Source organism: Flagellimonas meishanensis, from assembly GCF_019880545.1.
GTDB lineage: Bacteria > Bacteroidota > Bacteroidia > Flavobacteriales > Flavobacteriaceae > Flagellimonas > Flagellimonas meishanensis.
This window is the reverse complement of sequence record NZ_JAINVW010000001.1, coordinates 1,418,433-1,445,280: the sequence shown is the minus strand read 5'-3', so window position 1 is coordinate 1,445,280 and position 26,848 is coordinate 1,418,433. Positions and strand designations below refer to the sequence as shown.

General features: G+C 43.5%; 28 protein-coding genes. 17 read left to right on the top strand and 11 right to left on the bottom strand.

Annotated elements, in window-relative coordinates; genetic code table 11:
* Window positions 1–12 precede the first annotated feature (12 nt).
* The 7 genes from K7G75_RS06520 to K7G75_RS06490 all read left to right on the top strand — a co-directional run bounded on the left by K7G75_RS06520 (window position 13) and on the right by K7G75_RS06490 (window position 7,154).
* Complete coding sequence (locus K7G75_RS06520; RefSeq protein ID WP_222983406.1) at window positions 13–924, top strand: FecR family protein; 912 nt, start codon at window positions 13–15, stop codon at window positions 922–924.
* Window positions 914–3,427 carry a TonB-dependent receptor plug domain-containing protein gene (locus K7G75_RS06515; protein WP_222983405.1) on the top strand — a complete coding sequence of 838 codons (2,514 nt, stop codon included), beginning with the start codon at window positions 914–916 and terminating at the stop codon, window positions 3,425–3,427. Before K7G75_RS06520 ends, K7G75_RS06515 begins: the two co-directional genes overlap by 11 nt.
* 181 nt (window positions 3,428–3,608) lie before the next feature.
* On the top strand, window positions 3,609–4,415 hold the full coding sequence (locus K7G75_RS06510) for an MlaE family ABC transporter permease (RefSeq protein ID WP_222983404.1): 807 nt from the start codon (window positions 3,609–3,611) through the stop codon (window positions 4,413–4,415).
* A gap of 19 nt (window positions 4,416–4,434) precedes the next feature.
* Window positions 4,435–5,211: an ABC transporter ATP-binding protein gene (locus tag K7G75_RS06505; protein ID WP_222983468.1), complete on the top strand. Its 777-nt coding sequence runs from the start codon at window positions 4,435–4,437 to the stop codon at window positions 5,209–5,211.
* A 4-nt stretch (window positions 5,212–5,215) separates the two neighbouring features.
* Window positions 5,216–6,202, top strand: coding sequence for an MlaD family protein (locus K7G75_RS06500; RefSeq protein ID WP_222983403.1), 987 nt, complete (start codon window positions 5,216–5,218; stop codon window positions 6,200–6,202).
* A 71-nt stretch (window positions 6,203–6,273) separates the two neighbouring features.
* Window positions 6,274–6,768 (top strand): hypothetical protein, encoded by a 495-nt coding sequence (locus K7G75_RS06495; protein WP_222983402.1) that lies wholly within the window; start codon window positions 6,274–6,276, stop codon window positions 6,766–6,768.
* A gap of 11 nt (window positions 6,769–6,779) precedes the next feature.
* Complete coding sequence (locus K7G75_RS06490) at window positions 6,780–7,154, top strand: GerW family sporulation protein (RefSeq protein WP_222983401.1); 375 nt, start codon at window positions 6,780–6,782, stop codon at window positions 7,152–7,154.
* Window positions 7,155–7,296: 142 nt separating this feature from the next.
* Here K7G75_RS06490 and K7G75_RS06485 read toward each other — a convergent pair whose 3' ends face one another.
* Entirely contained in the window at window positions 7,297–7,503 is a 207-nt protein-coding gene (locus tag K7G75_RS06485) for a dodecin family protein (protein ID WP_222983400.1), read from the bottom strand.
* Window positions 7,504–7,546: 43 nt separating this feature from the next.
* A complete protein-coding gene (locus K7G75_RS06480) occupies window positions 7,547–8,056 on the bottom strand; it encodes a nicotinate-nucleotide adenylyltransferase (RefSeq protein ID WP_222983399.1) in 510 nt (169 codons plus the stop codon).
* 214 nt (window positions 8,057–8,270) lie between these two features.
* Here K7G75_RS06480 and K7G75_RS06475 point away from each other — a divergent pair, with 214 nt between their 5' ends.
* Window positions 8,271–9,131, top strand: coding sequence for an ATP cone domain-containing protein (locus K7G75_RS06475; RefSeq protein ID WP_222983398.1), 861 nt, complete (start codon window positions 8,271–8,273; stop codon window positions 9,129–9,131).
* Window positions 9,118–10,488, top strand: a complete 1,371-nt coding sequence (locus K7G75_RS06470; RefSeq protein WP_222983397.1) for an MBL fold metallo-hydrolase RNA specificity domain-containing protein — start codon at window positions 9,118–9,120, stop codon at window positions 10,486–10,488. Before K7G75_RS06475 ends, K7G75_RS06470 begins: the two co-directional genes overlap by 14 nt.
* 21 nt (window positions 10,489–10,509) lie before the next feature.
* Here the strand turns inward: K7G75_RS06470 and K7G75_RS06465 are convergent, their stop codons facing one another.
* Window positions 10,510–10,887: a response regulator gene (locus tag K7G75_RS06465; protein WP_222983396.1), complete on the bottom strand. Its 378-nt coding sequence runs from the start codon at window positions 10,885–10,887 to the stop codon at window positions 10,510–10,512.
* A 151-nt stretch (window positions 10,888–11,038) separates the two neighbouring features.
* Here K7G75_RS06465 and K7G75_RS06460 point away from each other — a divergent pair, with 151 nt between their 5' ends.
* The 4 genes from K7G75_RS06460 to K7G75_RS14750 all read left to right on the top strand — a co-directional run bounded on the left by K7G75_RS06460 (window position 11,039) and on the right by K7G75_RS14750 (window position 13,673).
* Complete coding sequence (locus K7G75_RS06460; RefSeq protein ID WP_222983395.1) at window positions 11,039–11,503, top strand: pyridoxamine 5'-phosphate oxidase family protein; 465 nt, start codon at window positions 11,039–11,041, stop codon at window positions 11,501–11,503.
* Window positions 11,504–12,317: 814 nt separating this feature from the next.
* Entirely contained in the window at window positions 12,318–12,707 is a 390-nt protein-coding gene (locus K7G75_RS06455) for a DUF302 domain-containing protein (protein ID WP_222983394.1), read from the top strand.
* Between the two features lie 218 nt (window positions 12,708–12,925).
* Window positions 12,926–13,318 carry an SPFH domain-containing protein gene (locus tag K7G75_RS14755; RefSeq protein ID WP_262420254.1) on the top strand — a complete coding sequence of 131 codons (393 nt, stop codon included), beginning with the start codon at window positions 12,926–12,928 and terminating at the stop codon, window positions 13,316–13,318.
* 4 nt (window positions 13,319–13,322) lie between these two features.
* Window positions 13,323–13,673, top strand: a complete 351-nt coding sequence (locus tag K7G75_RS14750; protein WP_262420253.1) for an SPFH domain-containing protein — start codon at window positions 13,323–13,325, stop codon at window positions 13,671–13,673.
* 2 nt (window positions 13,674–13,675) lie between these two features.
* Here the strand turns inward: K7G75_RS14750 and K7G75_RS06445 are convergent, their stop codons facing one another.
* On the bottom strand, window positions 13,676–14,347 hold the full coding sequence (locus tag K7G75_RS06445; protein ID WP_222983393.1) for a WG repeat-containing protein: 672 nt from the start codon (window positions 14,345–14,347) through the stop codon (window positions 13,676–13,678).
* A 163-nt stretch (window positions 14,348–14,510) separates the two neighbouring features.
* Window positions 14,511–14,963 (bottom strand): DUF2267 domain-containing protein, encoded by a 453-nt coding sequence (locus K7G75_RS06440; protein WP_222983392.1) that lies wholly within the window; start codon window positions 14,961–14,963, stop codon window positions 14,511–14,513.
* 264 nt (window positions 14,964–15,227) lie between these two features.
* Here K7G75_RS06440 and K7G75_RS06435 point away from each other — a divergent pair, with 264 nt between their 5' ends.
* A complete protein-coding gene (locus K7G75_RS06435) occupies window positions 15,228–16,088 on the top strand; it encodes a universal stress protein (protein ID WP_222983391.1) in 861 nt (286 codons plus the stop codon).
* Between the two features lie 17 nt (window positions 16,089–16,105).
* Here K7G75_RS06435 and K7G75_RS06430 read toward each other — a convergent pair whose 3' ends face one another.
* The gene (locus K7G75_RS06430) at window positions 16,106–16,495 is read right to left on the bottom strand and encodes a hypothetical protein (protein ID WP_222983390.1); all 390 of its coding nucleotides are present in this window, start codon (window positions 16,493–16,495) and stop codon (window positions 16,106–16,108) included.
* A gap of 264 nt (window positions 16,496–16,759) precedes the next feature.
* Here K7G75_RS06430 and K7G75_RS06425 point away from each other — a divergent pair, with 264 nt between their 5' ends.
* Together K7G75_RS06425 and K7G75_RS06420 are read left to right on the top strand one after the other, a co-directional pair.
* Complete coding sequence (locus tag K7G75_RS06425) at window positions 16,760–17,146, top strand: hypothetical protein (protein ID WP_222983389.1); 387 nt, start codon at window positions 16,760–16,762, stop codon at window positions 17,144–17,146.
* Window positions 17,147–17,228: 82 nt separating this feature from the next.
* The gene (locus K7G75_RS06420) at window positions 17,229–17,993 is read left to right on the top strand and encodes an exodeoxyribonuclease III (protein WP_222983388.1); all 765 of its coding nucleotides are present in this window, start codon (window positions 17,229–17,231) and stop codon (window positions 17,991–17,993) included.
* Window positions 17,994–18,030: 37 nt separating this feature from the next.
* Here K7G75_RS06420 and K7G75_RS06415 read toward each other — a convergent pair whose 3' ends face one another.
* From K7G75_RS06415 to K7G75_RS06400, 4 genes are all read right to left on the bottom strand, one after another.
* A complete protein-coding gene (locus tag K7G75_RS06415; RefSeq protein ID WP_222983387.1) occupies window positions 18,031–18,438 on the bottom strand; it encodes a hypothetical protein in 408 nt (135 codons plus the stop codon).
* A gap of 161 nt (window positions 18,439–18,599) precedes the next feature.
* Window positions 18,600–19,670 (bottom strand): response regulator, encoded by a 1,071-nt coding sequence (locus K7G75_RS06410; RefSeq protein WP_222983386.1) that lies wholly within the window; start codon window positions 19,668–19,670, stop codon window positions 18,600–18,602.
* A gap of 40 nt (window positions 19,671–19,710) precedes the next feature.
* Entirely contained in the window at window positions 19,711–22,356 is a 2,646-nt protein-coding gene (locus K7G75_RS06405; protein WP_222983385.1) for a PAS domain S-box protein, read from the bottom strand.
* Between the two features lie 209 nt (window positions 22,357–22,565).
* Window positions 22,566–23,030: an Hsp20/alpha crystallin family protein gene (locus K7G75_RS06400; protein WP_222983384.1), complete on the bottom strand. Its 465-nt coding sequence runs from the start codon at window positions 23,028–23,030 to the stop codon at window positions 22,566–22,568.
* Window positions 23,031–23,631: 601 nt separating this feature from the next.
* Here K7G75_RS06400 and K7G75_RS06395 point away from each other — a divergent pair.
* On the top strand, window positions 23,632–24,618 hold the full coding sequence (locus K7G75_RS06395; protein ID WP_262420252.1) for a formylglycine-generating enzyme family protein: 987 nt from the start codon (window positions 23,632–23,634) through the stop codon (window positions 24,616–24,618).
* A 48-nt stretch (window positions 24,619–24,666) separates the two neighbouring features.
* Here the strand turns inward: K7G75_RS06395 and K7G75_RS06390 are convergent, their stop codons facing one another.
* Complete coding sequence (locus K7G75_RS06390) at window positions 24,667–26,637, bottom strand: sulfatase-like hydrolase/transferase (protein ID WP_222983382.1); 1,971 nt, start codon at window positions 26,635–26,637, stop codon at window positions 24,667–24,669.
* Window positions 26,638–26,848 lie beyond the last annotated feature (211 nt).

The window sequence follows — 26,848 nt, the reverse complement described above, 5'->3', positions numbered from 1 at the left end:
AAAGGACAATTTATGGACAAGGACTACTTGATAGAAAAATGGTTGGCCGACGAGCTTACCCCAGAGGAGTCCAAAGCCTTTGAGGCCTTGGAAGACACTGCTTTTTTGAAAAGGATAGCAATGGATGCCTCTGCTTTCAAAGCATCCCAATTTTCAAGGGTTGATGATTACAAAACGTTCAAGGAGCATTTGGTCGTATCGCACACCAAGGTCAGAACATTGAACTGGGTGAGGCCATTGATGCGCATAGCCAGTGTCTTTGTTCTTGGATTTGCCATGTATTATTTTTTCTTGTATGAAAATTTGACCAAAGTTGAAACCCATATTGGTGAAAAGATAACCATTACTCTTCCCGATGCTTCCGTGGTTAATGTGAACGCTCTTTCTGAAATTGCCTATAACGAGAAAAAATGGAATCAGAAAAGGGAAATCCAATTGCAAGGGGAAGCCTTTTTTGATGTGGCCAAGGGAGCAAAATTTGATGTGGTCACTCCAACTGGTACGGTCAGCGTGCTCGGTACTGAATTCAATGTTAAACAACGGGGCGGTTTTTTTGAGGTACGATGTTTTGAAGGCACTGTGAGAGTAAATTCAGGTGACCACGAGACCATCCTTCAGGAAGGTGACAATGTTAGACTTTTGAACGGCAGCATCTCCACAGGAAAGAACATGTATTCCATTGCCCAATGGACCAAGAATATCAGTAATTTTGAAAGGGTCGAGGTCTCAGAGGTTTTTGCCGAACTTGAACGACAGTATGACGTGGAAATCAACCTGGAGAATGTGGACACTTACCAACTTTTTACCGGTGGTTTTGTACATGACAACTTGGAGAATGCCCTGAAATCGATTTGTGAACCCTTAAACCTGGACCACACATTTATAGAAACAGATAAAGTCAGGGTAAAACCTCGTGAGAAATAAACTTATTCTTCTTTTTCATACCCTAACCATACTTTTCAGTATATCCTCCTTTGGACAACGGACCCAAGCGGATGAACCTCTTGTGTCGGTACTGACCCAACTGCAAGAACGATTTCAGGTCCAGTTTAACTACGCTTCCCAACTTGTTGAAAACATACATATAAAAAGACCGGGGGATAACCTTGATCTCGATGAGGTGCTCACCTATCTTAAAGAATCTACCGGACTGGACTTTGGTTTTGTTTCGGATACGGTGATTTCCATAACCGCTGAACCCTTAAAACTATGTGGATTTCTATTCGACAAGGATACTGGGGAGCCTCTACCTTATACCACGGTCCAGTCCAGGAGAGCAGGAACGGTTTCCAATGAAGAAGGCTATTTCGAATTACCGATAGCCACCGTTTCGGACATGGTCCTTATCCGACACATTGGCCACAAAACCCTGAGGAGGGAATTCAAATTCTTCAATACAAAGGATTGTGGCACAATCTATTTAGTGCCGGACCAGCAGCAGTTGCCAGAAATTATCCTCTCCGACTATCTCATTCGAGGAATGGACAAATTGGACAATGGTTCATTTCAGTTGGATTTTGATAAGTTTTCCATTCTGCCCGGTCTGGTGGAAGAAGATGTCCTGCAATCGGTACAGGCCCTTCCAGGAATCCAGAGCATAGACGAAACCGTTTCCAATATCAACATTCGGGGGGGCAGCCATGATCAGAACCTTATACTTTGGGATGATATCAAAATGTATCAGTCTGGGCATTTTTTCGGACTCATCTCCATGTACAATCCACAAATCACCCAAAAGGTGACCCTACAGAAAAATGGTACATCAACAGCCTTTACCGATGGGGTTTCAGGGACCATAGCCATGGCCACGGACAAGAAAATAAACCCTGCACTAAAAGGCAGTCTTGGCATCAATCTGATCGATGCCAATGGGTTCATAGATGCGCCTCTGGGCAAAAATGCCTCGGTGCAGGTGGCTGCCCGAAAGGCGATTAGCGATTTTTTTGAAACCCCCACCTATTCCGAGTACTTCGATCGCATCACCAGGGACACGGAAATTGACAGCAATGTTGGAGCCGTCACCAACTCCAATGTTGAATTTGATTTCTATGACACCTCATTCCGACTGTTGTATCAACCCAGTGACAAAGACTTTGTACGATTGAATTTCATCTATACCGCCAATCAAGTAGTGTTCGACGAAAACGCACTTGTTGCCGGAAGTGAGGAAATAAGGGAAAGTAGTTTGGACCAAAACAGTATAGCCGGCGGATTGCACTATACCCGTCAATGGAAATCAAATTTTGCCACAGAACTGACCATTTACGAAACCGATTATAAACTCAAGGCCGTAAACGCCAATGTACTCCAGAATCAACGTTTTTTACAAGAAAACATCGTTTCGGAAACAGGAATCCGTGCCATAGCGAAGCTTAGCCTGTTTGAGAATTTCGGATGGAGCAACGGCTATCATTTCACAGAAACCAAGATTACCAACTTGGATGATGTGGATGATCCCATCTTTCGCAGGTTGGACGGGGAGGTATTGCGGGCCCACGGAGTTTTCACGGAAATGGACTGGGCCACACCCGACAATGGAACCTCCATAAATGCGGGCGTAAGGTTCAATTATCTTGATAAGTTCCAAAGACAGCTTTGGGAACCCAGGCTGAGTTTTAACCAACGATTTTTGGACTGGTTCAATTTGGAGGTTTTGGGGGAGTTCAAACACCAAAACACCTCACAGGTAATCAACTTTCAAAATGACTTTTTGGGCATTGAAAAAAGACGTTGGCAGCTTTCCAATGATTCGGAAATTCCCATTGTGCAAAGCAAACAGGGATCTTTGGGCCTGAGTTACAAACAAGGAACCTGGTTGGCCCACGTGGTGGGATTTTTGAAGGAAGTGGAGGGAATCACCACACAGAGCCAAGGATTTTTGGACCGGTATGAATTTTCAAGAACTTCTGGAAAATATAATGCCCAAGGGGTGGAACTGCTCCTCAGAAAACAGCTCCAAAATTGGAACCTGTGGCTGAGCTATGGGTATCTGAATAGCGAATATACCTTTGAGGAACTTGATGAAACCACCTTCAGAAGTAATTTCGACATTACCCATTCGGTTTCCTCAGGCTTAACCCTATCCACGCGCACATTACATTTAGCGGCAGGCGTCAACTGGAGAACCGGAAAACCTTTTACCTCTCCCATTGATGGAAATGAGGTAGTGGATGGTGAAGTCAACTATGACGTGGCAAATGCCAACGCGTTGGAGGATTATTTGCGGTTGGATGTTTCGGCCATTTACAAGACAAGGCTTTCCAAAAATACGGGTATACATGCTGGAATATCGGTCTGGAACCTGTTAAACCGGGAGAATCCCATCAACACTTTTTATCGATTGAATGCCCAGGAAAGTGCCCAGCAGGTAATACAGCAATCCTTGGGCATAACCCCAAATGCTACCTTAAAAATTCTGTTTGATTAGATGCCATCAATTTTGAGGCACATCCATGGAATTCATTGCGTCACCCCAAGGTAGTAAGAGCTTTTGCCAATTCGTCCCTGTTTTCCAAACCTATCACGCCTCTCCGGGTACCGTCGGTTTTAGTTTGACCGTATGATTTTCATCATTTCCCACCGGCTTCGCAAAAAGTACCTTTGGTATTATGGCAACCTTGCAGGAAACGGTGAACAGTAGGGCGAATACAGTGCTCAAAGGTGTCAAAAACTTTGTTATTGAGACTGGCGAACTCTCCCATTTTGCAGGCCGTTTCTTTAAGGAGGCCCTTAAACCCCCCTTTGAATTTAAGGAACTGCTCCGCCAATGTTACCACATGGGCAACCGCTCATTGGTGTTGGTGGGTGTAACGGGTTTCATTATTGGCCTAGTGCTCACCTTGCAATCAAGGCCTACACTTATTGAGTTTGGAGCAGTTTCTTGGATGCCGAACATGGTGGGTATCTCCATTGTGCGGGAAATAGGTCCCGTGATAACGGCTCTTATCTGTGCTGGGCGAATCGCTTCCGGCATTGGTGCGGAGTTGGGTTCCATGCGGGTCACCGAACAAATTGACGCCATGGAAGTTTCGGGGACCAATCCCTTCAAATACTTGGTGGTCACCCGCATTTTGGCCACTACATTGATGTTGCCACTTTTGGTGATTTTTGGTGATGTAATCGCACTCTATGGTTCTGCCCTAGTGGAAAATTTGAAGGGCGATGTGTCATTTCAACTTTATTTCAATACCGTTTTTGATGCTTTGGGGTTTGGGGACCTGGTCCCTGCCTCGATCAAGTCGTTCTTTTTTGGCTTTGTGATAGGTCTTGTGGGCTGCTACAAAGGGTATTACAGTAAGAAGGGCACTGCTGGTGTGGGTGTCGCAGCCAATACGGCTGTGGTTACCGCTTCGTTGCTGTTGTTTGTTGTCGATTTTATTGCAGTTTTTGTTTCGGATATATTTTATGACCTATAACATGGAAAAGATAAAACACATGGCGCAGATAGAAAAACCAGCATCGGTATCCGATAAGGAAAAGAATTTGGTCATCCATATAAAAGATGTGCGCAAAAGCTTTGGTGACAACCATGTGCTCAATGGTTTCAACCTAAAACTGCATGAAGGTGAGAATCTTGTGGTCATGGGAAAATCCGGATCTGGAAAATCCGTAATGATCAAATGTCTTGTGGGATTAATGCAACCCGACAGCGGATACATTGAAGTAATGGGACAAGAAGTAAACACCTTGGACCAAGGCCAATTGGATGCCCTTAGGGCCGATATTGGTTTTCTTTTCCAAGGCAGTGCACTGTATGATTCCATGACCGTTCGCGAAAACCTGGAATTCCCCATGAGAAGGCATAAGGAAAAATTGGGCAATGTATCCGATACCAGGCCCTTGGTCTTGGAAGCCCTGGAAAATGTTGGCCTGGCACATACCATGGACCTCATGCCCGCTGAGCTCTCTGGGGGAATGAAACGGCGGGTGGCCCTGGCAAGGACCTTGATCCTTAAACCAAAAGTGATCTTGTACGATGAGCCAACAAGTGGACTCGACCCTATCACCGCAAAGGAAATCATCGAGCTTATGCGAAGTATCCAAAGAAAATATAACACCTCATCCCTCATAATCACCCACGACGTTGACTGCGCCAGGGTGATATCGGAACGGATGATACTCTTGGTCGACGGCATCAATTATGCAGAAGGCACTTTTGCGCAACTATCGGCCTCCACCGACCCCAAGGTAGAAGCCTTTTTTAAAAAATAGAACCATGGAAAAAACAACGGCACAAAATATACGACTGGGCATTTTTGTAATCATCGGCACCCTACTGCTGGTGACTGCTGCCTATCTAATTGGCAATAGACAGAACATGTTCGGGGACACCTTTCCTTTGAGCGCGGTCTTCAAAAACACCAATGGCCTTCAAAATGGAAATAACGTGCGTTTTTCCGGAATCAATGTGGGCACGGTAAGTCGCATTGAAATGATCAATGATACCACCATTAAAGTCCACATGATCATCGAAGAAAAAATGAGTGCCCATATAAAGAAGGATGCGGTGGCAACAATAGGATCGGACGGTTTGGTGGGCAGTATGCTGGTAAACATTGTCCCCGGAAAAGGCGATGCAGATCTGGTGGAACCGGGCGACCAGCTGAAATCGTACAGTAAGATTGCATCTCAGGATATGCTCAGCACTCTTAACACCACCAATGAAAATGCAGCACTATTGACCGCGGAACTCTTGCAGGTAACAGAATCACTCACCCAGGGCAAGGGTACCTTGGGACGGCTTTTGAACGATACCATAATGGCCAATGACCTCAAGCATACCATCACCAACCTTAAATATTCAAGCCAAGAGGCCAGCACCACCCTTGCAGCACTCAACAACATGATAAAAAACATTGATTTCGAGCAGAGCACGGCCGGGGTATTGCTAGCGGACAGCATTTCGGGTGAGCAAATGCGTAGCATTATCTCCAATCTGGAAAACTCGAGTAACGGAATAGAAAAAATCGTGGGCGACCTGGGGGTGTTGTTGGAAGATGTGAAGGGTGGAAAAGGTGCGTTGCGCTATCTTTCCCAAGACACCACCATGGTAAACCAATTGGAAAGCACCATGCTCAATATCGAAATGGGCGCTGAAAAGTTCAACCAAAACATGGAGGCCCTAAAGCATAACTTTTTGACAAGGGGTTACTTTAAAAAACTGGAGCGACAACAGAAAAAAGAGGCCAAAAAAGTCCAGTGAATGCAGTCATTGGATGATCTGCGTCATTGTGATTCCATAAGGTTATCACGTCCTTTGCAAAAAAGGGGATTATGGTCTTCGGTATTATAGTTTTGGTCTTCATTCTGCTTGTTGTTGGCTTGCTGCTCATCCCCCTCGAGATTTATATTGATACGAACAGTCGCCAATATTATGTGCAATTGAAGGGGTTGGTCAAGGCAAGCATAGAACCGGACAAGGAGGAGATTATTAAAATACGGTTGAAAGTGCCCTTTAAGAACTTTTCCTTCTATCCCTTGAGAAAGCTGGGCGTGCCAAAACCAAAAACGAAGAGGAAAGAAAAGAAGAAAACAAGGGGATTTCCCCCAAAAAAAATCATTGGATTGTTGAAATCCTTCAGCATAAAACGATTAAAAATAGACCTTGATACAGGTGATTGTATTACCAATGCGAAATTATACCCCGCATTTGTGTTGCTAGATCATTATGTAGGAGGATTCAAGATCAACTTTGAAGGAAGGAACCGCGTGGAGCTATTATTGCGAAATAGGCCCATACGTATCATTAGATCATTTATTAACTTTTAAATTTTAGAACCATGGATTTACATTTTGAAGAATTACTGGGAAAAATTACGGACTTCATAAAGTCTGAGGCAAAAACTGAAACCGTTGTCGGAGAGCAGTTCGAGCTTGGAGAATTCAAATGTGTGCCCGTCATTAAAGTGGGATTGGGCTTTGGCTCAGGGGGCGGTGAAGGCATCGAACCCAAAAAAGGAAAAGGCCAAGGCATGGGTGCCGGAGCTGGTATGGGAATAGAACCCATCGGCTTTTTGGTGACCAAGGACGATGAGATCTCCTTCTTGGAAACCGGAAAGGCACACGGACTCTCAGCAGCCTTTGAAAAAGTGCCCGATTTGATCGAGAAACTTGTGGAAAACCGACGCAAGGAAAAAGAGGCCGAAATGGCTTAAGGTGGTTGACCAATTGCATGGCAGGATTTGATCTTTAAAGATCAAATCCTGCCCGTTTTTAGGTAGGAATACCTCTGGAATAAAAATATGGCCCGAAAACTCTGCTACTTTCGGGCCATATTGTAAAGACCAAACAAACGGTCTAATCTTCCATAATGCCAAAGGTAACCTTGGCATTTACACGGTACTCGGCAATTTGATTGTCATTTATCGTTACCTGCATATCCTTCACATACACCGATTTGACATTTTTTACCGTTTTGCACACCTCATCCACAATGTTCTGTACCGCATCCTCAAAACTAACGGTGGAGTTTCCCAAAATCTCTATGACTTTCAATACTGACATGATTCAATTTTTTTTGATTAACATTAGGGGATTGTTTCCTCCTTTATAGAAAATTACCCTCGCCATCCACCTTTACCCGAAGTACCTTATCACCATTTTCCAGTTTCAATTTGTACTTTTTGGCAACTCCTTTTTCATCGTGATAATTTACAAGATAAATGTCCTTGGTAATTGTCCATTCCGGAAATCTATCCAATACCGCTTCCTTTACGGCAGTGGGCAAGTTTATGTCCCTGAACCTTTCAGCGGTCCGGATTATTTTGCCGTCCTTGTCATAGGCAGCAAGAATCTTTCCCTCGGGAATAAAAAAGTTGATGTTGTAAAGATCATAGTCATCTTGATAGTACTCAGATTCCTGAACATTGAATGCCGCCACCTTTCTTCTAAGCATCTCTACGGGAATGGAAGCCTCCTCTTCTGTATCAACATTGTTCAAATACTTATAGTTTGTGGCATAGACAACAACTTCAGAAAGCTCCTCGGTTTTTATGACCTGTGCGAAACTTGGGATGGTCAGGCCCAGTATAAATAGACCACATAGTAATTTTTTCATGACTTTAGTATTTAGGTTAACAAAAAGATGATCCCACCGGGCCCATCTGTATTTCTTATCCAAATGTATCTGTAAAGTCCCTGGTTCACAATGACCTGCATCAGTGGAGGCTTGTTTTGACATTTATGACAAAGGTCATGGAAAAGCTAAAAGTTTGGGGTTACCTTAATTGATGGATCCAACCTTTTTGGATGCATTTTATAAGATTGATGGTATGAAAGAACCGTTCGAGGTAATCAAGTCCACCGGGGAAAAGGCCCCCTTCTCATTAAAAAAACTCAAGGCCTCGCTACAAAAATCAGGGGCCAGTGAGCAGGTCGTGGAACACATAGTACAGACCATAAAAAGTGAACTGTATCCCAAAATAACCACAGAGGAAATACACAACAGGGCCTTTGCATTGTTGAAAAAAGAACGCGCCATTTTCGCTTCAAAATACAAATTGAAGAAAGCCATTTATGAGCTGGGGCCAACAGGATTTCCTTTTGAAAAATTTGTGGGGCAGCTATTGAAATATTCAGGGTACACCGTTGATGTGGGCCAAACGGTGGAGGGATCCTGCGTGAAGCACGAAATAGATGTGCTGGCGGAAAACGGTGATTTTTTCATACTGGTCGAATGTAAGTTTCACAGTGACAAGACCAAAAAGTGCAGTGTAAAGGACCCGTTGTACATCCACAGCAGGTATACGGATGTGCAAAAACGCTGGAACGGGACACGTGGCAAAAAACTCCTGAAAGAAGGCTGGCTGGTAACGAACACCCGTTTCACTGCCGACGCATTGCAGTATGGCCAATGTGCAAAACTCTATTTGTTGGGCTGGGACCATCCAATGGGCAATGCGCTTAAGGACCGCATAGATGATCTTGGCCTCTACCCCATAACCGTATCCACACTACTCACCAAAAGGGAAAAAGATTTTTTATTGAGTAGGGATGTGGTACTCTGCCAACAACTGTTGGGCGATCGCTTTTTCCTGGATCACTTGGGTATCTCCGATATGCGAAAAAAAAGAATCTTGGAAGAGATGAAAATGCTCTGCACACTTAACCAGAGACAACATGCCCACGATTAAGATACAGTTTCTCGGGGCAGCGGGCACCGTAACGGGTTCAAAATTCTATCTGGAAACACCCGAAAAAAACATAATGGTCGACTGTGGTATGTTCCAGGGCATTAAGGAATTGCGCCAAAGGAACTGGGACCCCTTGCCCATAGTGCCCCAAAACTTGGACGCTGTATTCCTCACACATGGACATCTGGATCACACAGGATACCTTCCCAGATTATTCAAGGCAGGTTTTCGGGGTCCGGTTTATGGCACCGCACCTACCTTGGATATTGCAGAAATCATTCTTTCCGACAGTGCCAAAATCCATGAGGAAGAAGCCCAAATGGCCAATGCCGAAGGCTACTCCAAACATGACCCGGCGCTTCCATTCTATTCGCTTAGCGAAGCCGAATTTGCCATAAAATTCTTCAACCCCAAAGAACGGGATACGTGGTACAGCCTATCTGAAAACATCAAATATCGATTCCGGTACAATGGCCATATTATCGGGGCCACTTTCATTGAAATGGATATTTATGGAAAACGGTTCGTTTTCTCTGGAGATGTGGGCAAGCAACATGATGCTTTATTGGCACCCCCCGAGCAACCGGAATGGGCCGATTATCTTTTCATGGAAAGCACCTATGGCGATAAAGACCATCCCGAGGAAGATGTGGAAACCCTATTGGCCGATTTGGTCAACCGAACCATCCATCAAAAAGGAAACCTGATCATCCCATCATTTGCAGTAGAAAGATTACAATCACTCATGTACCTGCTATGGCACATGTATCGCAAGAACAAGATTCCGAACATTCCCATTTATGTGGATAGTCCCATGGGCAATGATGTACTTTCCGTTTTTGAAAGACACCCACAATGGCATCAATTGGCACACAACGAATACCGGGCCATGTGTGGGCACATGAATATAATCCAATCCTATCGCGAAACATGGGAAACAATTGATGACCCAAGGCCCAAAATAATAATTGCAGGCAGCGGCATGGTCACCGGAGGGCGGGTTCTCACGTATTTACAACAATTGGTGGACAGACCGACCACTACAATACTGTTGGTGGGATATATGGCGGAAGGAACCCGAGGGAGGAAACTGCTTGAAGGCACCGAAGAACTAAAGATATACGGCAAGCACCATTCCGTAAAGGCAAGTGTGGTTCATTTTGAAAGCCTTTCGGCCCATGCAGACCAGCAAGAACTTATGAATTGGTTGGGGAAATTGCGGAACATACCCGAGAATACCTTTTTGATACATGGGGAACCTGATGTGCTCCAAAAATTTCAAAATAAGCTAATGGATGTTTTTGGTTGGCACATCACCATACCCCAATTGAACCAGATATTTACACTAGTGCTGTGACAACCAAAACACAGCAGGGCTTTACTTTTGTTTTGCCAAGCATTTTTCAATGGCCCTGAGCAGGTCTTTCAAATCAAAAGGCTTTACCAGGTAGTCGTCTGCGCCCGAATCCAATCCCCGTTTGATATCGACTTTTTCCGACTTGGCGCTGGAAAAAATGAAGGGAATCTTTTTCAGTTTGGGGTGTTTTCCCAGTTTTTGCAATAAGGTTAGTCCATCCATTTTGGGCATCAAAAGGTCGCAGATAATAAGATCTGGTGGTGAACGGAATATCTTTTCCATCCCAATCTTCCCATCGCTCGCGGTAAAGACCACATACCCTTCCAGTTCCAAGAGTTCTGCAATATTATCCAAGATACAGGTATCATCTTCAATAATCAGTATGCGTGCGCCGGTCATGTGGAGAATTTGTTGTTCAAGCCGTTTTGGGGATTGATATAAAGATACGTATTTGAAAGAATATGCTAAGCCATGGCAATAAGTTTTCCAGTATGACATAAATCATAACAGGAAACTGGACTCCGTTCTAATTTTGGGGAAAATCAAGATGATGATAAAAGCGTTGAAACATGAGGATTGCATCCAATTGCTCAAAAACCATTATGTGGGCAGATTGGCTTATTTGGCGGGCAAGGTCCCCTTTGTTGCACCCATTACCTATTTTTATTTTGACGAGGACAAAAAAGACAGCATCATAAGTTATTCCTTGGAGGGCCATAAAATTGATGCCATGCGAAACAATCCGTATGTATCGTTGCAGGTGGATGAAATTGAATCCATGAACCAATGGAAATCCGTTTTGGCGCATGGGGAGTTTGAAGAGCTCCACCAGATAGATGCCAAACGGTTTCTTCATGAATTTGCACAGGGGGTGAAAAGCCTCATAAATCGCGATTCCGATAAAAATGTGCAATTCATCCATGAATTTTCAAGCAAACTACAGGCGAATAATAATCCTCCGATCGTATATCGAATCAACATTCATGAAATAACAGGGAAACAACGAAAGGATTAGTGGCATACAGTTCATCTTTCATAGGTGTGGCCAATAATCATTTCCCATGGGGATATAACTTTCGGTATTCCCCTTCACAAGAAACCTTTTACCAGTGGTCGGTGCAGAACATAACAAAATCTGAAAAAAAACGGTCAACTGACCTGGGTCATTTCGCAGTCCGTTTTTCAGTCCTATTTTAGCTCCATATTTGATTTTGCTCTTTGAAAACAAGCAATGGATTTTTGATCGTGGGGATAAAAAATCTATGGAAAAAGAAGAGGTTACAGATACCCTTTATACCTTTTGAGTCAAGAAAAGGTTTAGCAATAAACCTAAGTAAGGTCCAGTGTAAGTGGTCATTCGGTAGCGTAACATCTTCTTTGGAACCGGAACATTTCGGTGTTCCGGTTTCTTATATATAAAACAATGTTCTTTTAAACATGGCAAAGACTTCTAAGCAGCGATGCCTTAGCGGTCATAAATGGATATCGCAAATATCCTGTCGGTCTTGACATCTTTTAGTCTACGTGTTCGCTACGTTCCAATTTGGATGACAAAAAGCATTTGCGATATCCGGATTGAAGGACTGGAGCACCCTACTGTTCCAGTCCTTTAAAAAATAGAAGGAACCCTTATTGCCATAAGGTGGTAAGGCCAATAGGTTGTGAGCAAATTCCTTGTAAAAAGGCTGTTCTACGTCTTTTTAGAAATAGAATGGATTAGCATGGACAAAATGCAAAGATTCAGTCACAACTATTGGAGGAAACAGGAGGCCCAAAAGCTTCCTGTTTTCGTTTTGCGGCATACACCATAAAAATCATTACAAAACCAAATGGAATACTATTTCAGCAAACTATTGACTGGTTCCTCTTTTGAAGAGGTCATTGAAAGGACAATCGAGGCTTTGAATCGTGAAGGATTTGGAATACTCACCGAAATTGACATCCGGGCCACCTTCAGGAAAAAACAGGATGTCAATTTTCCCAACTATACAATTCTAGGAGCTTGCAATCCACCATTTGCCCACAAAGCCCTCCAGGCAGAAGATAAGATTGGCACCATGTTGCCTTGCAATGTCATTGTCCGCGAAGCGGATAAAGGAAACATAGAGGTAGCTGCCGTTGATCCCATAGCTTCAATGATGGGCATAAAAAATGAGGCCTTGGCCGGAATCGCCGAAGAGGTGCGGGACAAACTTAAAAAAGCCGTGGATAGTCTCTAATTTCTCAATCCTTAGGTTTCTTTTGTTAAACATCACATTATACCATAACCATTACAAGGAATAAAATCGACATTGGTAGGGCATCTGCGCCAATCATTGTGAAAATTATGGAAAAAACCCAGTCCTAGTAATGATTTTAAAAGCTTTTACCACTACGATTGCCACATTTTTTTCGTAAATTATAAGAAGTATTGCACATAACCTAAATACATTTAGCCATGAACATTCCTCTCTTTCTTTTCATTTTAGTGGGCATCATTTTACTGGCGGGAATCCGCATTGTTTACGAATACAAAAGAGCTTTGAAATTCCGTTTTGGCAAGTATGTCAAAACACTTCAGCCGGGATTCCGATGGATCATTCCACTGGTGGAGACCATTCAAGTGGTGGATATACGGGTGATCACCATAAACATAGTTTCCCAGGAGGTGATGACAGAGGATAATGTGCCCTGTAGTATTGATGGGGTGGTTTTTTTTAAGATCAACGATCCGGAGAAAGCGGTTTTGGAAGTGGAGGAATACAATTTTGCCATCACACAGCTTTCACAGGCCGCGCTTCGTGACGTGTGTGGAAAAGTGGAACTGGATACCGATCCTATCCAAACGTGAGGAAATGGGCAAGAACATAAAAAGCATCGTGGAAACGGAAACCCATCATTGGGGCATTGAAATCATCGACGTAAAGATCAAGGATATCCAATTGCCAGAGAACATGAAACGGATGATGGCCAACCAGGCCGAGGCAGAGCGTTCAAGAAGGGCCCGCATTATTCTTGCCGAAGCTGAAGAGCAGGCCGCCGGGAAGCTTTTGGAGGCAGGTCTGCAAATTGACAAATCCCCTTCTGCCATTAAACTGCGTCTTTATCAAACCCTGTCGAACATTGCCGCTGAGAAGAACTCGACCATACTGTTCCCCTTCCCGGAAGAGGTGTTACCAAGAAACTCCAAGGAAACAAATCCTTGAATTCAAGGCTGTTGGTCTTGATGGTTTATGGTACGAATCTCCAACCCATTGGCTTCCGTCCTAACCGATAACAGGTCCGTCGAAATCAAATGGGCCTTAAGTTCGGGCATTTCGTAGCGTTTCTTGTTCATGGAAATGCCTTGCCTTTCACCAATTGGCCAAATGATTTCACCTTTCGTGTTGAGCACAACTTCTGTGAAGGTGTAGTCGTAAATATTCAGTTGAAAGCTATTCTTTCCCCGAAACGTTCTTCTGCAGAAAACACCTATCGCCTTTCCATCTTCAAACTCGGTCAGATTGAGGTAGTCAGGTTTAATGACGACCTGTCCCTTGGTGTCCATAAATCCATAATAAGCTATGTCCTCATCTTTGATCTCTTTGATTGGGCAAAGTCCATTTTTGAATTGTGGATAAGCTATTCCTTTTACATCGCTCCGCGTGACATCCGCATTTTGGTTCCAAACCAAATCACCTCTGAAATCGATGACCAGTTCCCCGGTATGGTCCATAAAACCCCATTGATCTCCTTTTCTAACCGCTGCCAACCCTTCGCTGAAGGGAGCGACGTCCGAAAGTCCTTTTATTTTAGGCTTATTGATTGCTTCCAAGGTTTGGGCGATTCCAACGAAGGGAAGCAACACAAGGATGAGTGATAAAAAAATTAGTTTTTTCATGGCGTTAATTTTACAGGACAATGTACCTTGGATTGATTTTATGCACAATGACCTTGATCATTTTGATCTCCACGCTCAGGCACTAATTTTTCTGAGATATTGGGCAAAAAGAAATAAAATGGCATATATCACCAAGCCAAGCAATAAGTTCATTTTCAATGAATTAAAACATTAAATTGGAGTATATCATACTCTTTAGATCCTTTGGAAGTCCATCCCGGATATCCTCCATCTCTCCCAATGAAACGTACTTTCTGAGGTAAATGAATGTGAGGTCTATATATTTTTCAGCAAGTTCGTTCTCGTACCCATAATCATTAATGGCGGCAGGCTCGTCCATTTGCTTAACCAGCTCAACAAACTCATCCATTCGCTTAATCTTCGGCTTTCTTTTCTTTACCCTCCATCCGTTTACATAAACTGCCTTCAAGAACATGGGCAGTTGTGCAATAAACTGCATCGACTCTTCCACAGGGATAATTTCCCGCAGTGCATGCATTATTGATGCGAATATCCTTCCGGCTTTTTCCGTATCCTTTTCAAGGCCCAATTGCTTTGCATAGTCCTTCAAAAATGTGTTCCCCTCGGTTGCATATTGATTAAAGTTGAGTGCCATGATATCTTTTTTTTAATAATTAGTACTGACCTAAAGTTGCTACTTTAATTGAACATCCAAAATGATCTTGGTCATTCCCAAAGTTTGTCCCAATTCCGGGATTTTGTGAATTTTCTATACAACCCAAGTCTGGAATACCTTGACTAAAAAGCAATCCGAGCGCCCTTTGGCGATATAACGGTAACTGACACGCATCATGGTTTTCCATTATTTATGAAAGTACTTTTGATACGCTTCCCCACCGGTACATAAAATAAACGCACCATGAAAAAGATTATCCTACCCACCGATTTTTCCGCCAATGCATGGAACGCCATTTGCTACGCTATGGAGCTCTTCAAAGAAGAGACTGTCAAGTTTTATCTGTTGCATACCTATACCCCAGTATTTTACCGCATGGATTATCTGATTGGCGGCCCCGCTTACAGTGCCATCCCCGATATAAAGGTTGATGTTTCCCTTGCCGGACTGGAAAAAACCTTAAATGATATTCAAGAAAAATTTCCCAATCCAAACCATACCATTGAAACAGTATCGGCTTTCAACACTTTGACGGATGAGATAAACCGATTGGCTGATGAGAAGGACATTGACCTTATCGTAATGGGCACCAAAGGTGCAACCGGGGCCAAGCAATTGTTTTTGGGATCCAATGCCATATTTGTTATACGAAAGGCAAGAATTCCTGTTTTGACCATACCTGAAAACAGCAGATACAAAAAATTGAAGAAAATCCTTTTCCCGACCGATCTATGGTCACGATACAAAAACAAGGAGCTAAACACACTTATTGAAATGGCAGATGAACATTTGGCCGAAATCACAGTGCTCCACGTACATGAAGAGCCTTTGCAGCCATTGACGGATGAACAGAAAGAGAACAAGACATACCTAGAGCGAAATTTGGATGAAATCCCGAACAACTTTGTTGCAATAACAGGCAAAAAGCTGCCCGAAGCCATCTTGGATCATATTGAAGAAAATGAATTCCAGCTTTTGGCGATGATGAATCGGAAACATTCTTTCTTTGAGCGTATTTTACTCAGGCAAAATATTGACCAGATAGGTTTCCATATCAAAATTCCCTTTTTGGTGATCAGGGACACCGCCAGTATCACAAGGTAGATTTCGGGTAATTGGTCTCAGTTGTTTCTTCGGACACCACTTCTATTGCTCCTTCCCCTGTTGGCATTGTGCTCTTGGTGATACGGTTGAATATTATCGTTTCGATAGCCCTTTATCCTTTCGTAGCGCGCCCGGCTTAAATCCAAAGTTCGATATCTGGGCGGTAATGTAGTCCTACGTACCCATATCCCTCCATCAAAATAGAGATAAACACGGGTGGTAAGGTCATAATAAATGCTATACTCTGGAAAATAGACATAGCGGACCACTTCAAGCCTATTGGGGTAAAACCAAGGTGGAGGTGGATGCTGTATGCTTGCGGTCCATACCACGGGACCACATCCGGCAAACAGGAAGATTGCCATGGCAACCAAAACCTTTTTCAAACTGATTATCTGTGTTCTCATCGTTATGTGGTTTACTATATCAAAATAAGTGCCTACCAAGCATTGACCAAATGACCTGAATCATTTCAATCCTCTACAATGTGGACTAGTTTTGATATGGGTGTTGGAAAATGTTGTATTTGAAAATAAGATTTGAACAGATGATAAAAGACCTTTCCAAAAGCTGCAATTACTTGATTGAAAGCATGAACAAGCTACGTGACGCCCACCGTATGACCCAACTATGACACAAAAAAAAAGGGAACAGCATAAAACCATAACATCATGGAAAAGGAAGTGCTATACAATGAAAATTTGCATTTTGAACATAGGCAATGGCGGAGTGAACTCGCCTTTTGGGAGGATGAACTCAAAAGTTTCAACAACCGATTGAGCGAACTTGTCACGCGGTGGACCAAAAAGGAAGTGTTATCCAAAGTGGAGCATTTTCAGAATGAGTTTATCCTGCACGGCGGGGCCATCGAGGATCTTAAAGAATGTATTGATATACATGAGGGACAAATGGCCAGCCAAAGTAAGTCTGGGAAGGAGGTGCTCAACGTGGTCTTGTGCAAAAACCATGTTCAAGTAAGGAGCAAAATGGAATCCCAACGCCTAATCTACGCCAATCTTAAAAAGGACTTTTTTCGATTTTTGACCACATATATGTAATTACACTCATACCTCCTCCGCATTTTGCTTGCCATAAAAGTAGTATGCCCTATCTTTATTCAATAGAAAACAGATAGATAAAATGCGAATCGTTTCTTGGAACGTCAATGGAATACGTGCCACCATCAAAAAAGACTTCTTTGAATCCATAAAGCAGTTGCATCCCGACATCCTTTGCATACAGGAGACCAAGGCCCAGGACGATGAAGTGCAAAGTGCACTGTCCCGTGCGGATGGATATGAACTATACTGCAACTCAGCTGAGAAAAAAGGATATTCGGGTACGGCGCTATTGAGCAGGAAAAAACCAGAAAAGGTCTTGCTTGACATGGGCGTGGCCCAACATGATAACGAAGGGAGAATACAATGTGCGGAATATGGGGATTTTTATCTGGTAAACGTTTATGTTCCCAATTCCGGACAGCAGTTGGACCGACTTGAGTACCGCAAACAATGGGATGCCGATTTTTTGGAGTATTTGAAGGCTCTTGAAAAGAAAAAACCCATTATAGTCTGTGGTGACTTTAATGTGGCACATAGGGCAATCGACCTGAAAAATGATAAGGCCAACTACAACAAAACGGCCGGATATACCCAAATAGAAATTGATGGTATGGACAACTTCGTCGGTTCTGGGCTGGTAGATGTTTTTAGGGAACTGCACCCAGAAAAAGTGGCCTATACCTATTGGAGCTATCGTTTTAAGTCCAGGGAGCGAAATGTGGGATGGCGTATCGACTATTTTTTGGTTAGCCGAAGGCTATTGGAAAAAATAAAATCCATCCAAATATTTTCGGAGATACATGGTTCGGACCACTGCCCGATAGCATTGGACATAAATCTATAGCACGAAAGTCCTGCGGATTATTCTGTTCGGACAATAGCTATAGGGCGGTTACATAACCAAACACCATTTTTTTGAATGCCCTGAAATCCTCTGTGAATGTATCCATTCTCGATTTCAACTTGCCGTGTTGGTCCCGGTACTCTTCATGTGAAGCGCCTTTCTCTGCACGAACTATTCGGGCAAGAAGTTTTTCGTGTGCGATGATGTCGTCTGCTAAATAATCAAAAAGGTCGGCATGTACCTTATCCAGATTGTTCAAGATTTTGCCATATTCTGAAGTAGTGTGGTTCCTGAAATCCTTTTTCTTCAATATTCTGGCAAAAAACCTGGTTTCATCTTTCCAAAAAGCTATGGTGCGAAGCCATTCACGACTTTCTTGATGAAGTTTCTCCAGTCCGACCTCGAGCAAAAATGCGGTCCTGGGATTTGATTTTGTCGCATTCATGGGAGTCCTTTTTAAACGTTTGTCCATTATTTTCTGAGCCAAAATGCTTCTTCTTTTATCCTCTAGAACATACTATCCTATGGTCCCAAATATGCAGGTTTCAACTATCATATAAAATGATTTGAGTCAGCTTATTTGGATTTTTAACGAGTGTCCAAGGATTAGCCAAATTCGGCAACATGCTGCAGTTCATCCTTGTTCAAGAGTACAATGCGACGTGCCTTGCCCATGGCTATCAAACCTTCTTCCCTGAAATCGGTCAATGTGCGTATGGCGGTCTCCGTTGCAGTGCCAACTATTCCGGCCAAGTCTTCTCTGGGAATTTCCAGGCCTTCCTTGGCCCCGGATTTTATCATTCCCTTATCCTGCATGGAAAGCAGGGTCTTTGCCACTCTTTTCCGTACAGAAGAATATGCCATATCCACCAATTGCTCCTGTACCTCTATCAAATTGTTGGAGATAAGCCCAATAAACTTCTGGGCCACTTCCTTGTTCCCAAAGATCAATTGTGTAAACTGTTCCTTGGGTATGCCAAATACCTCGGCCTCTGCCAACACCTCGGCCGACTCCAAGTACCTTCCCCCCTGACTAAGCAACGAAAGTTGACCGAAGAAATCCCCTGTCTTGTGCAGGCCCGTTACCAGCTCCTTTCCGGATTCGGTGGACTTATATGTTTTTATGACGCCCCGCTGCACAAAAAACAGGGTATGGGCAGCATCTCCTTCCATGTATAAAAACTCCTTCTTGGAATAATTCCTTGCACGATACTTTCTGGAGATGTTTTCAATATTGAGATAATCGGAGGCCTCCTTCAAAAATTCGTGGACTCCCTCAACATCCTTGCGCACTTTTTTCTGTAAGAACTCATTCTTTTGGATCCTGCATTCAATGGCGTCAATAAGCTCATGATCCTCAAAGGGTTTGGTCAAATAATCATCGGCCCCAAGGTTCATTCCCCTGCGCATTTCGGTCCTTTCCGTTTTTGCGGTCAAAAAGATAAACGGTATCCCCGCAGTATCATCTTGCTTGTTCAACTCCATCAAAACTTCGTAGCCATCACGCTTTGGCATCATGATATCACATACAATAAGATCAGGTTTTAGTTGACAGGCCATGGTCAGCCCAATTTCACCATCTTCCGCGGTGTTCACATTATACTTGGCAAGCTCCAGAATATCGGCCATATTCTCGCGGACATCCTTGTTATCCTCAATAATCAGTATTTTTTTCATTTTTCAACAGTTTAAAACCTATGTGTTCAAATTGACGATTCTATATTCCAGTCCTGGCTTTGACAGGAAATTTTGTGGTAAACGTGGTGCCCTTGTCCTGTTCACTGACAAAGCTTACCTCACCCTCCATAAGTTCCACATATTGCTTCACAATATGCAAACCTATGCCCGTGCCCTGAATATTTTCGGCATTGCGGGCCCTAAAAAAGCGTTCAAAAAGATGTTCCTGTTCCTCTTTTGGTATTCCGATTCCATGGTCCTCTATATGTATCAACACCTGGTCATCCTTAAAATCTAGGGTTACCGTAATTGTGGTATCGCTGCTTGAGTACTTCATGGCATTCGATAATAGATTGATCAGGATATGCCGTATCAATTTTGGATCTAGAAATACAATGGTCGGTTCTCCCTTGGTTTGCAATAAAACGGAATGGACATCTTTCTTGTCCGAAGTCATTTCCTCAATAAGTGCCTCGGCCAATTGCACTATGTTAAAATATTCGGGTTGGCTTACGGTTTTACCTTCCTCCAACTTGCCCAAAGAGAGAAAATCATTGAGGATGACCACAAGGTTTCTGACATTGGACTTGATTTGCTCAACATACTTTTTTCTTTTTTCCACCTTGTCTGGGGCATTTTGTTTTTCAATGAGAATGGCCGAGGAAAGTATGGCACTAAGGGGTGTGCGGAACTCATGGGAGGCCATGGATACAAAGCGGGATTTGAGTTCGCTGAGTTCCTTTTCCTTTTGAAGGTTCTTGCGTATTTCCTTTTCAACCTGTTTTTGTTCGGTGATGTTACTATAAACGAAGAGAGCCCAAACTTGATCGCCTACAGCCTGTAGCGGTGCAGAATTGACGGCATAAACCTCAGTACCATAATCAATCTCAAAGGAAAGATGTTCCCCATCTAGGGTCTTTTGTATGTCATCCTTTATGCGGTTCATCCGATGTTCTGAGAAAATGGAAACGTCATCAATATGTTTGCCCCTAAAGTCGTCTTGGCTCAAATCGATTCTTGAAAGTTCCTCTCCTTCTATAAAAACGAACTCCATAGCCGCATTGAAGACAAAAATTACCCCCTTTGGAAAATTTTGGGCTATGGCGGAGAAAATTTCCTGGTTGGTCCTTGCCAATTCGGTCTGCTCGGCAAGCCTTTGGTTTGTGTCCACCAGTTTCAGTACGGTCTTCCTAAGTTCGGCCGTGCGTGTCAGAACCTTCTTTTCTAGGGAATCGGCATATTCCTGTAGTTGTTTGCGGCTTTCCTTGAGCTCCCTTTTAATGGTGTGCCGCTCCATGACCAATCCGCTCAGCTTAACCATATCTTTCACCACTTCCAACTCCTTTTTATTGGGTTTTCTTGGTTGATCCAAATAAACCGTGAAAGTGCCCGAGACCACTTCTGCCGAATCCACAATTGGAAATGACCAACTGGCCCCAATATTATTTTCCAATGCAAGCCCCTTGAGTTCGGTCCATTCCTCGCTGGTGGCTATATTCTCTACGATCACTTCTTTCTTTAGGTGGGCCGCGGTGCTGCAAGAGCACTTCTTTGTGCCGACGGGAACACCTTCAATCCCCACTAGCAGTGGTTTTGGAACATTGGGCGCCGCAAATGCCTCAAGCTTTTCAGTTTCAGGGTTGACCGAATAAATGACGGCTTTCCCACTGTCAAGATAGGCCTCCACGCCCCTAATTATTTCTTCTGCCACCTTTCTTAAAGGGCCATCTTGTGCTGCCATTTCCAATACCTGTCGAACCTGGTCCTTTAATTGTTCCTCTTGGACACGCTCTGTGATATCCCTCTGCACCCCAATGAAATGTGTAAGTTTTCCGTTGTTATCATTGACCGGGGTAATGGTGAGCTGGTTCCAGAAAAGTGAGCCATCCTTTCTGTAATTGCGAAGTTCCACCTGGCAACCCTTTCCTTTGGAAATGGCTTTCCGCATAGTCGCAATTGCCTTTTGATCACGGTCATCGCTTTGCAGGAAGCGACAATTTTTACCCAATATCTCGTCTTCCGAATACCCCGTCATTTTTTGGAAGGCGGTGTTACAAAAAATGATGGGCATATCAGGTTTGGTCGCATCTACGATCAATATGCTGTTACTTGCCGCTTCCAAGGCCCTATTGCGCAAATGCAGCATATCTAAGGTCGCCTTATTTTCAGTGATGTCCACTCCTGAGCTCAATGATGCCACCGCCCTGCCCTTTTCGTCCCTTAGGATGGTATTCCGCCACCGGATCAAACGTTTCTTGCCTTGCTTGGTAACAATGTGGTTCTCATAATATTCTTCCAAAGGCCGATTACCATCCATCGTGTCATCAAACAACCTTAAAACGGTATTTCGTTCCGAATTGGGCAGACAGGCCTCAAACCAATCCTTACCCAACAATTCTTCCTTTTGGTAGCCCAATATTTCACAAGTCTTATGGTTGACCTGCTTTATTTTGTGGTCCCGGTCGATCACAACGAACATGGAAGCGGCGGAGTTCAGATAATGAGCCAGTTTTTCCGTTTCAGTGTATTCTTCCTTTATTTTGGTTGGATTTCTTTTTTTTGATATCCTCAAAAGGACCATCAGGGCCCAACCTATGAGGATACCGACCAATACGGCGACTACCGGTACGACCAAATGGGCCAACCATGATTCCCTATCGAGCAGATATGAACCAAGTTCGTCCATATAATTTTTAAGCAAATGTACCGTACTCAAAGGTTCAAATAAATGACCTTTGTCATACTTCCCTAAACCATGCAGGAAATCGTTAAGGGCCGGAACATTTGCCTAAAGGGGGTAAAACGCCATGTCCCCTCAACTAAACCCCATCACATAGGAGACACCGAGGTTCGTTAAGAGGACATGTTGAAGAAAAGTAAAAAATGGATTGAGACCTATGTTACTTCAACAATTTTTGGTGGGCGTTTCTTGGCCTGTTCCTTTTTGGCCAATTTAAAACTAAGGATGCCATCATGGTACTTGGCCTTGATTTCTTCCTCTTTCACACTTTCGGGCAATTGGAGCGACCGTTCAAATGCATTGTAGCTGAACTCCCTTCGTGTATAGTTGTCTTCTTTTTCTTCTTCGGAGTGTTCTTTTTTGGCCGAAATGTTGAGACACCCATCCTCAATGGTGACATTGAAGTCCTTTTTGCCGAATCCAGGAGCAGCAAGCTCTATCTCAAAGTCTTCATCAGTTTCCTTGATGTTCAAAGCTGGTTCCATGGTTTTGCCATTCCAGAATTTACTTGGTAGCATATCGCGAACCCATTTGCGGTTGTCAAAAAAGTCATCCATGTCGAAAAAATCTTGTGTGATCAGATTTCCCCAGGGTCTTTTTCTAAATTTTACGAGTGACATAACAGTATTTTTTAGATTAAACAATCATTTATTTTGATAAGGAAAAGTACAATGGAACCCTTATTCCTGAAATGATCCAGATCAGTATCCTAGGGATTGCCATAAAATTATTTGATTCAATCAGGGCACTGGCTTGGGCAGATGACCAAGTAGCACAAATTGGGTTTTATTTGGTGTGACCTTCATGCGGTAAATGAAAAGCAGGAAGATTAGATTTATTTACTTGAATTTTAACTTTTGGCAATTTTGATTGTTTAATGGTTTGGTTTACAAAACTTTTAATCCCTCCTCAAACAATGTAATTCCCAAGGGAAAACTCTTATCCATACTCATATTGCAGTGTTCCTTAATTCTTTTATGAGGCCTTGCTCTTGGAATAAATCTAGTACCGGGTAAATAACATATCAAATGCCACTTATTGGGTAAACCAACTAAGTCAAGTATCTTTGAGGTTTAATACCCTATGTCTGTGCTGTATCTTACCAAAAGACATTTATGCGTTCTAATGGCCTTGGGAATTGTTTTAATCTCCTGCAAAAACAGGCAAGAACCCTCCATTAACCAAAAAAAGAGTGTGACGCCAGTTTCGGTGTTAATGGAAATGCCAGATAGTATATCTGTTCCCCATGGAATGGTATGGATTCCTGGTGGTATTTTCGAACAGGGGGCGATATCTTCAGACAGTTTTGCCATGAAGCATGAGCATCCCAAACACACTGTTGCTGTTGATGGTTTTTTCATGGACGTCACCGAAGTTACCAATGCGGCATTTGCCAAGTTTGTGGAAGAAACTGGGTATTTGACCGTTGCTGAGCGACCGATTGATTGGGAAGAGGTGAAGAAACAGGTTCCATCAGGTACACCTAAACCACACGATTCCGTTTTGAAGCCCGGTTCGTTACTTTTTAAAATGCCCAAACATCAGGTGACCAATCTTGCGGATTACTCGCAGTGGTGGGATTGGAAGGTGGGCACAAATTGGAAACATCCCCAGGGCCCACAAAGCGACTTGAATGGAAAAGAGGAACAACCTGTGGTCCATATTGCCTATGAGGATGCTGTGGCCTATTGTGAATGGGCAGGGCGTTCGCTACCAACAGAGGCAGAGTGGGAACTGGCCGCCAGAGGAGGCCTGAAAGGGGCCATTTTTCCTTGGGGAAACCAAACAGATTTACTGAACGAACGTGCCAATACCTGGAGTGGGATTTTTCCCGTTATAAATGATGCCGCTGACGGCTTTCAAAATAAAGCACCGGTAGGTTCCTTTCCACCAAATGCCTATGGACTGCACGACATGGTCGGCAATGTGTGGGAATGGACACAAGATTGGTACAATCATAACTATTATACGGAAAGAGCTGCCAATAGGGACACCATAAAAAACCCTAAAGGGCCCTCTTCGGCCTTCAATCGCTATAATGCTTACGCCAGTGAAAAGGTAATCAAAGGTGGATCATTTCTCTGTAACGCCAATTATTGTGCAAGCTATCGTGTCTCTGCACGCATGGCCAATTCGCTTGACTCATCACAGGAACATTTGGGTTTCAGAACGGTTCTGCGCACAACCTCTAAAATTGATAGCAAGTAATCGCATCATCTTTATATGAACAAAACCGTTCCATTTCCAAAGGACCAATCAATTATAGCCCCTGCTGTATATTGTGCGGTTTGTAACAGGTATTCCTCCCATAGCACCATATCTTGCGGTTTCCACCACCAGTGAAGGTTCCCAAGGCGTGTCATCTGCATATTGAAGCCATACGGTTTGAACCAACTTTGCTTTTAACCATTTTCCATCCTCCGGATAAGAATAATTGGTGGTGATTACCAATCTATTGTCTTTCCACTCGGTTTTAGAAACGGGCGGAGGCAAGGTTCGGCCCGTTGTTATACCGTTTTGTGTTTTACTACCGTCAAGGGCATAGCGATATCGGATTGGGGGTTGTATTTCTCTTGGAACAAACAGGATTCTTTCTATCTCAATTTGGTCATCCGTATGAATGATGGAAATTTCGTCGCCCCATCCACTGCCCAAAGTGGGTGAAGGTTCTATGGCAGGTCCCCTTCTTGGAGGTGAGGATTTAAGAATTGTTGTTGACCAAGAACCTGAAAAATTAGGCTTGGGCATTGCCTCAGAGCGTTCCGATAGGACGGCCCTATCCGAACGCGCATAAGTCTCCACTGGCTCTCCCGTACCGGCTTTTGGGGGAATATAGGGGTCTTCAGCGTATCTCGGCACACGTGGATGTGCTACCAAAGAGGCTTCATATTCTGCCACGATTCCATCCATTATAGGTATGACCCAGGGATAAAAATCCTTGACATCGACCTCTTCCCTGGGATCAACGTTCAGGTCGAACAATCTGATAAGGTTATCGGGTTCAGGGTTCAGTTCTGTTTTGAAATAGTACCACATTTTCCAATTATGCCACTTAACGGCCATCACATGGCCCTCACGTGCCAAGAAAAGAGCACTTTCCCTATTTGATTTTTCCTGGTTACCTGCAAGAAAAGGTAACTGGTCCACACCATCAATTATTCGGTCTTTGGGCACAAATTCTGGAATGCCCGCAATGGTCATCAAAGTTGGAAACAAATCCACCTCATGTACCAATTGGTTCGACACCTGGCCTGGCTTGATTTTATTTGGCCATCTGGCAACAAAGGGTGTCCGAATACCTCCTTCCATGGCGGAATTATAGTAGCCCCTCCAAGGGCCAGCAGATCCACGCCAAGGGCGCCTCATCTCGGCTCCATTGTCCGTGCACCATATAACCAGCGTGTTTTCTTCAATACCCAAACGTTTAAGTTCATCCAACAACAAGCCCACATTGTGATCTACGTCGGCCATGGCATCAGCAATATCGCCAGAGCCAGTTACACCTTGTTTATCAGGATGTGGAAGGGTAGGAAAATGAATTTGGGTCATAGGATAGAACAAGAAGAAAGGCTGTTGCTTCTTGGCGCTCCTGTTAATGAAATCAACCCCTTTAATGGCTGCTTCTCGATCTATAGTTCTCCTGGCCTCCAAATTATAAGGTTTTACCTTTTTTGCAGCCTGACCTGATACCCCTTCCCAGATATATGGTGTTTCAAATTTACTGGGGTCAAAACCATCAAAAGAGGTAAACTGTGCGGTATGACTAGTGCCAGGTATGCCCCACCATTCATCAAAACCTTGATGGGTAGGTTCCCTATTGCCATGCCAGTTGGGGCCACCAACATGCCATTTACCATATAGTGCCGTGGCATAGCCTGCGGTCTTAAGACCTTCCGGAATGGTTTTTTCCCATAGTGTCATTCCATGACCAGCAGCACCCTCCCCTGTGCGTACCGCATAGCGCCCAGTGAGAATGGCTATTCTTGACACCACACATGAATACTCAACATTAAAGTTATTCAGCCTAATCCCTTCTTCACCAATCTTATCAATATTCGGAGTTTTGATCCCACGTGCACTGCCGTAGGCACTAACTTCGCCTATACCCAAATTGTCCGGAAAAATCAATATGATGTTGGGTTTTTCTTGGCCATGCACGGTCAGGGTGCTCAGATAACCGATTAACATCAAAAGAATGGAAAAAAAATTGGTCAGTTTTGTCTTCATGTGAAAGCTTTTTTGGTTGAAAGAATGATGAGATATGAAAATGTTTTCTAGCTCATTTTCAGTTGGATAGATTTTAGAATCGTGAATTTATAGATTTTTTTTTGATTGATGCGACGGGAAGCTACTTAAGTTAAAAAAGGAGGTTTCTCCTTAAGAAAATACCAATGCCAATATCCCATGGTGACATACGTACATGACCAAAATTGAAGAA

Coding starts and splice junctions, on each gene's coding strand:
- K7G75_RS06420 (WP_222983388.1), top strand. CDS start 17,229: ATGCGAATCGTTTCTTGGAACGTCAATGGAATACGTGCCACCATCAAA.
- K7G75_RS06455 (WP_222983394.1), top strand. CDS start 12,318: ATGGAATACTATTTCAGCAAACTATTGACTGGTTCCTCTTTTGAAGAG.
- K7G75_RS06440 (WP_222983392.1), bottom strand. CDS start 14,963: ATGGCACTCAACTTTAATCAATATGCAACCGAGGGGAACACATTTTTG.
- K7G75_RS06395 (WP_262420252.1), top strand. CDS start 23,632: ATGCCAGATAGTATATCTGTTCCCCATGGAATGGTATGGATTCCTGGT.
- K7G75_RS06520 (WP_222983406.1), top strand. CDS start 13: ATGGACAAGGACTACTTGATAGAAAAATGGTTGGCCGACGAGCTTACC.
- K7G75_RS06510 (WP_222983404.1), top strand. CDS start 3,609: ATGGCAACCTTGCAGGAAACGGTGAACAGTAGGGCGAATACAGTGCTC.
- K7G75_RS06410 (WP_222983386.1), bottom strand. CDS start 19,670: ATGAAAAAAATACTGATTATTGAGGATAACAAGGATGTCCGCGAGAAT.
- K7G75_RS06490 (WP_222983401.1), top strand. CDS start 6,780: ATGGATTTACATTTTGAAGAATTACTGGGAAAAATTACGGACTTCATA.
- K7G75_RS06465 (WP_222983396.1), bottom strand. CDS start 10,887: ATGACCGGCGCACGCATACTGATTATTGAAGATGATACCTGTATCTTG.
- K7G75_RS06475 (WP_222983398.1), top strand. CDS start 8,271: ATGAAAGAACCGTTCGAGGTAATCAAGTCCACCGGGGAAAAGGCCCCC.
- K7G75_RS06400 (WP_222983384.1), bottom strand. CDS start 23,030: ATGTCACTCGTAAAATTTAGAAAAAGACCCTGGGGAAATCTGATCACA.
- K7G75_RS06485 (WP_222983400.1), bottom strand. CDS start 7,503: ATGTCAGTATTGAAAGTCATAGAGATTTTGGGAAACTCCACCGTTAGT.
- K7G75_RS06445 (WP_222983393.1), bottom strand. CDS start 14,347: ATGAAAAAACTAATTTTTTTATCACTCATCCTTGTGTTGCTTCCCTTC.
- K7G75_RS06430 (WP_222983390.1), bottom strand. CDS start 16,495: ATGAGAACACAGATAATCAGTTTGAAAAAGGTTTTGGTTGCCATGGCA.
- K7G75_RS06495 (WP_222983402.1), top strand. CDS start 6,274: ATGGTCTTCGGTATTATAGTTTTGGTCTTCATTCTGCTTGTTGTTGGC.
- K7G75_RS14750 (WP_262420253.1), top strand. CDS start 13,323: ATGGGCAAGAACATAAAAAGCATCGTGGAAACGGAAACCCATCATTGG.
- K7G75_RS06425 (WP_222983389.1), top strand. CDS start 16,760: ATGGAAAAGGAAGTGCTATACAATGAAAATTTGCATTTTGAACATAGG.
- K7G75_RS14755 (WP_262420254.1), top strand. CDS start 12,926: ATGAACATTCCTCTCTTTCTTTTCATTTTAGTGGGCATCATTTTACTG.
- K7G75_RS06435 (WP_222983391.1), top strand. CDS start 15,228: ATGAAAAAGATTATCCTACCCACCGATTTTTCCGCCAATGCATGGAAC.
- K7G75_RS06460 (WP_222983395.1), top strand. CDS start 11,039: ATGATAAAAGCGTTGAAACATGAGGATTGCATCCAATTGCTCAAAAAC.
- K7G75_RS06500 (WP_222983403.1), top strand. CDS start 5,216: ATGGAAAAAACAACGGCACAAAATATACGACTGGGCATTTTTGTAATC.
- K7G75_RS06390 (WP_222983382.1), bottom strand. CDS start 26,637: ATGAAGACAAAACTGACCAATTTTTTTTCCATTCTTTTGATGTTAATC.
- K7G75_RS06480 (WP_222983399.1), bottom strand. CDS start 8,056: ATGAAAAAATTACTATGTGGTCTATTTATACTGGGCCTGACCATCCCA.
- K7G75_RS06505 (WP_222983468.1), top strand. CDS start 4,435: ATGGCGCAGATAGAAAAACCAGCATCGGTATCCGATAAGGAAAAGAAT.
- K7G75_RS06470 (WP_222983397.1), top strand. CDS start 9,118: ATGCCCACGATTAAGATACAGTTTCTCGGGGCAGCGGGCACCGTAACG.
- K7G75_RS06415 (WP_222983387.1), bottom strand. CDS start 18,438: ATGAATGCGACAAAATCAAATCCCAGGACCGCATTTTTGCTCGAGGTC.
- K7G75_RS06405 (WP_222983385.1), bottom strand. CDS start 22,356: ATGGACGAACTTGGTTCATATCTGCTCGATAGGGAATCATGGTTGGCC.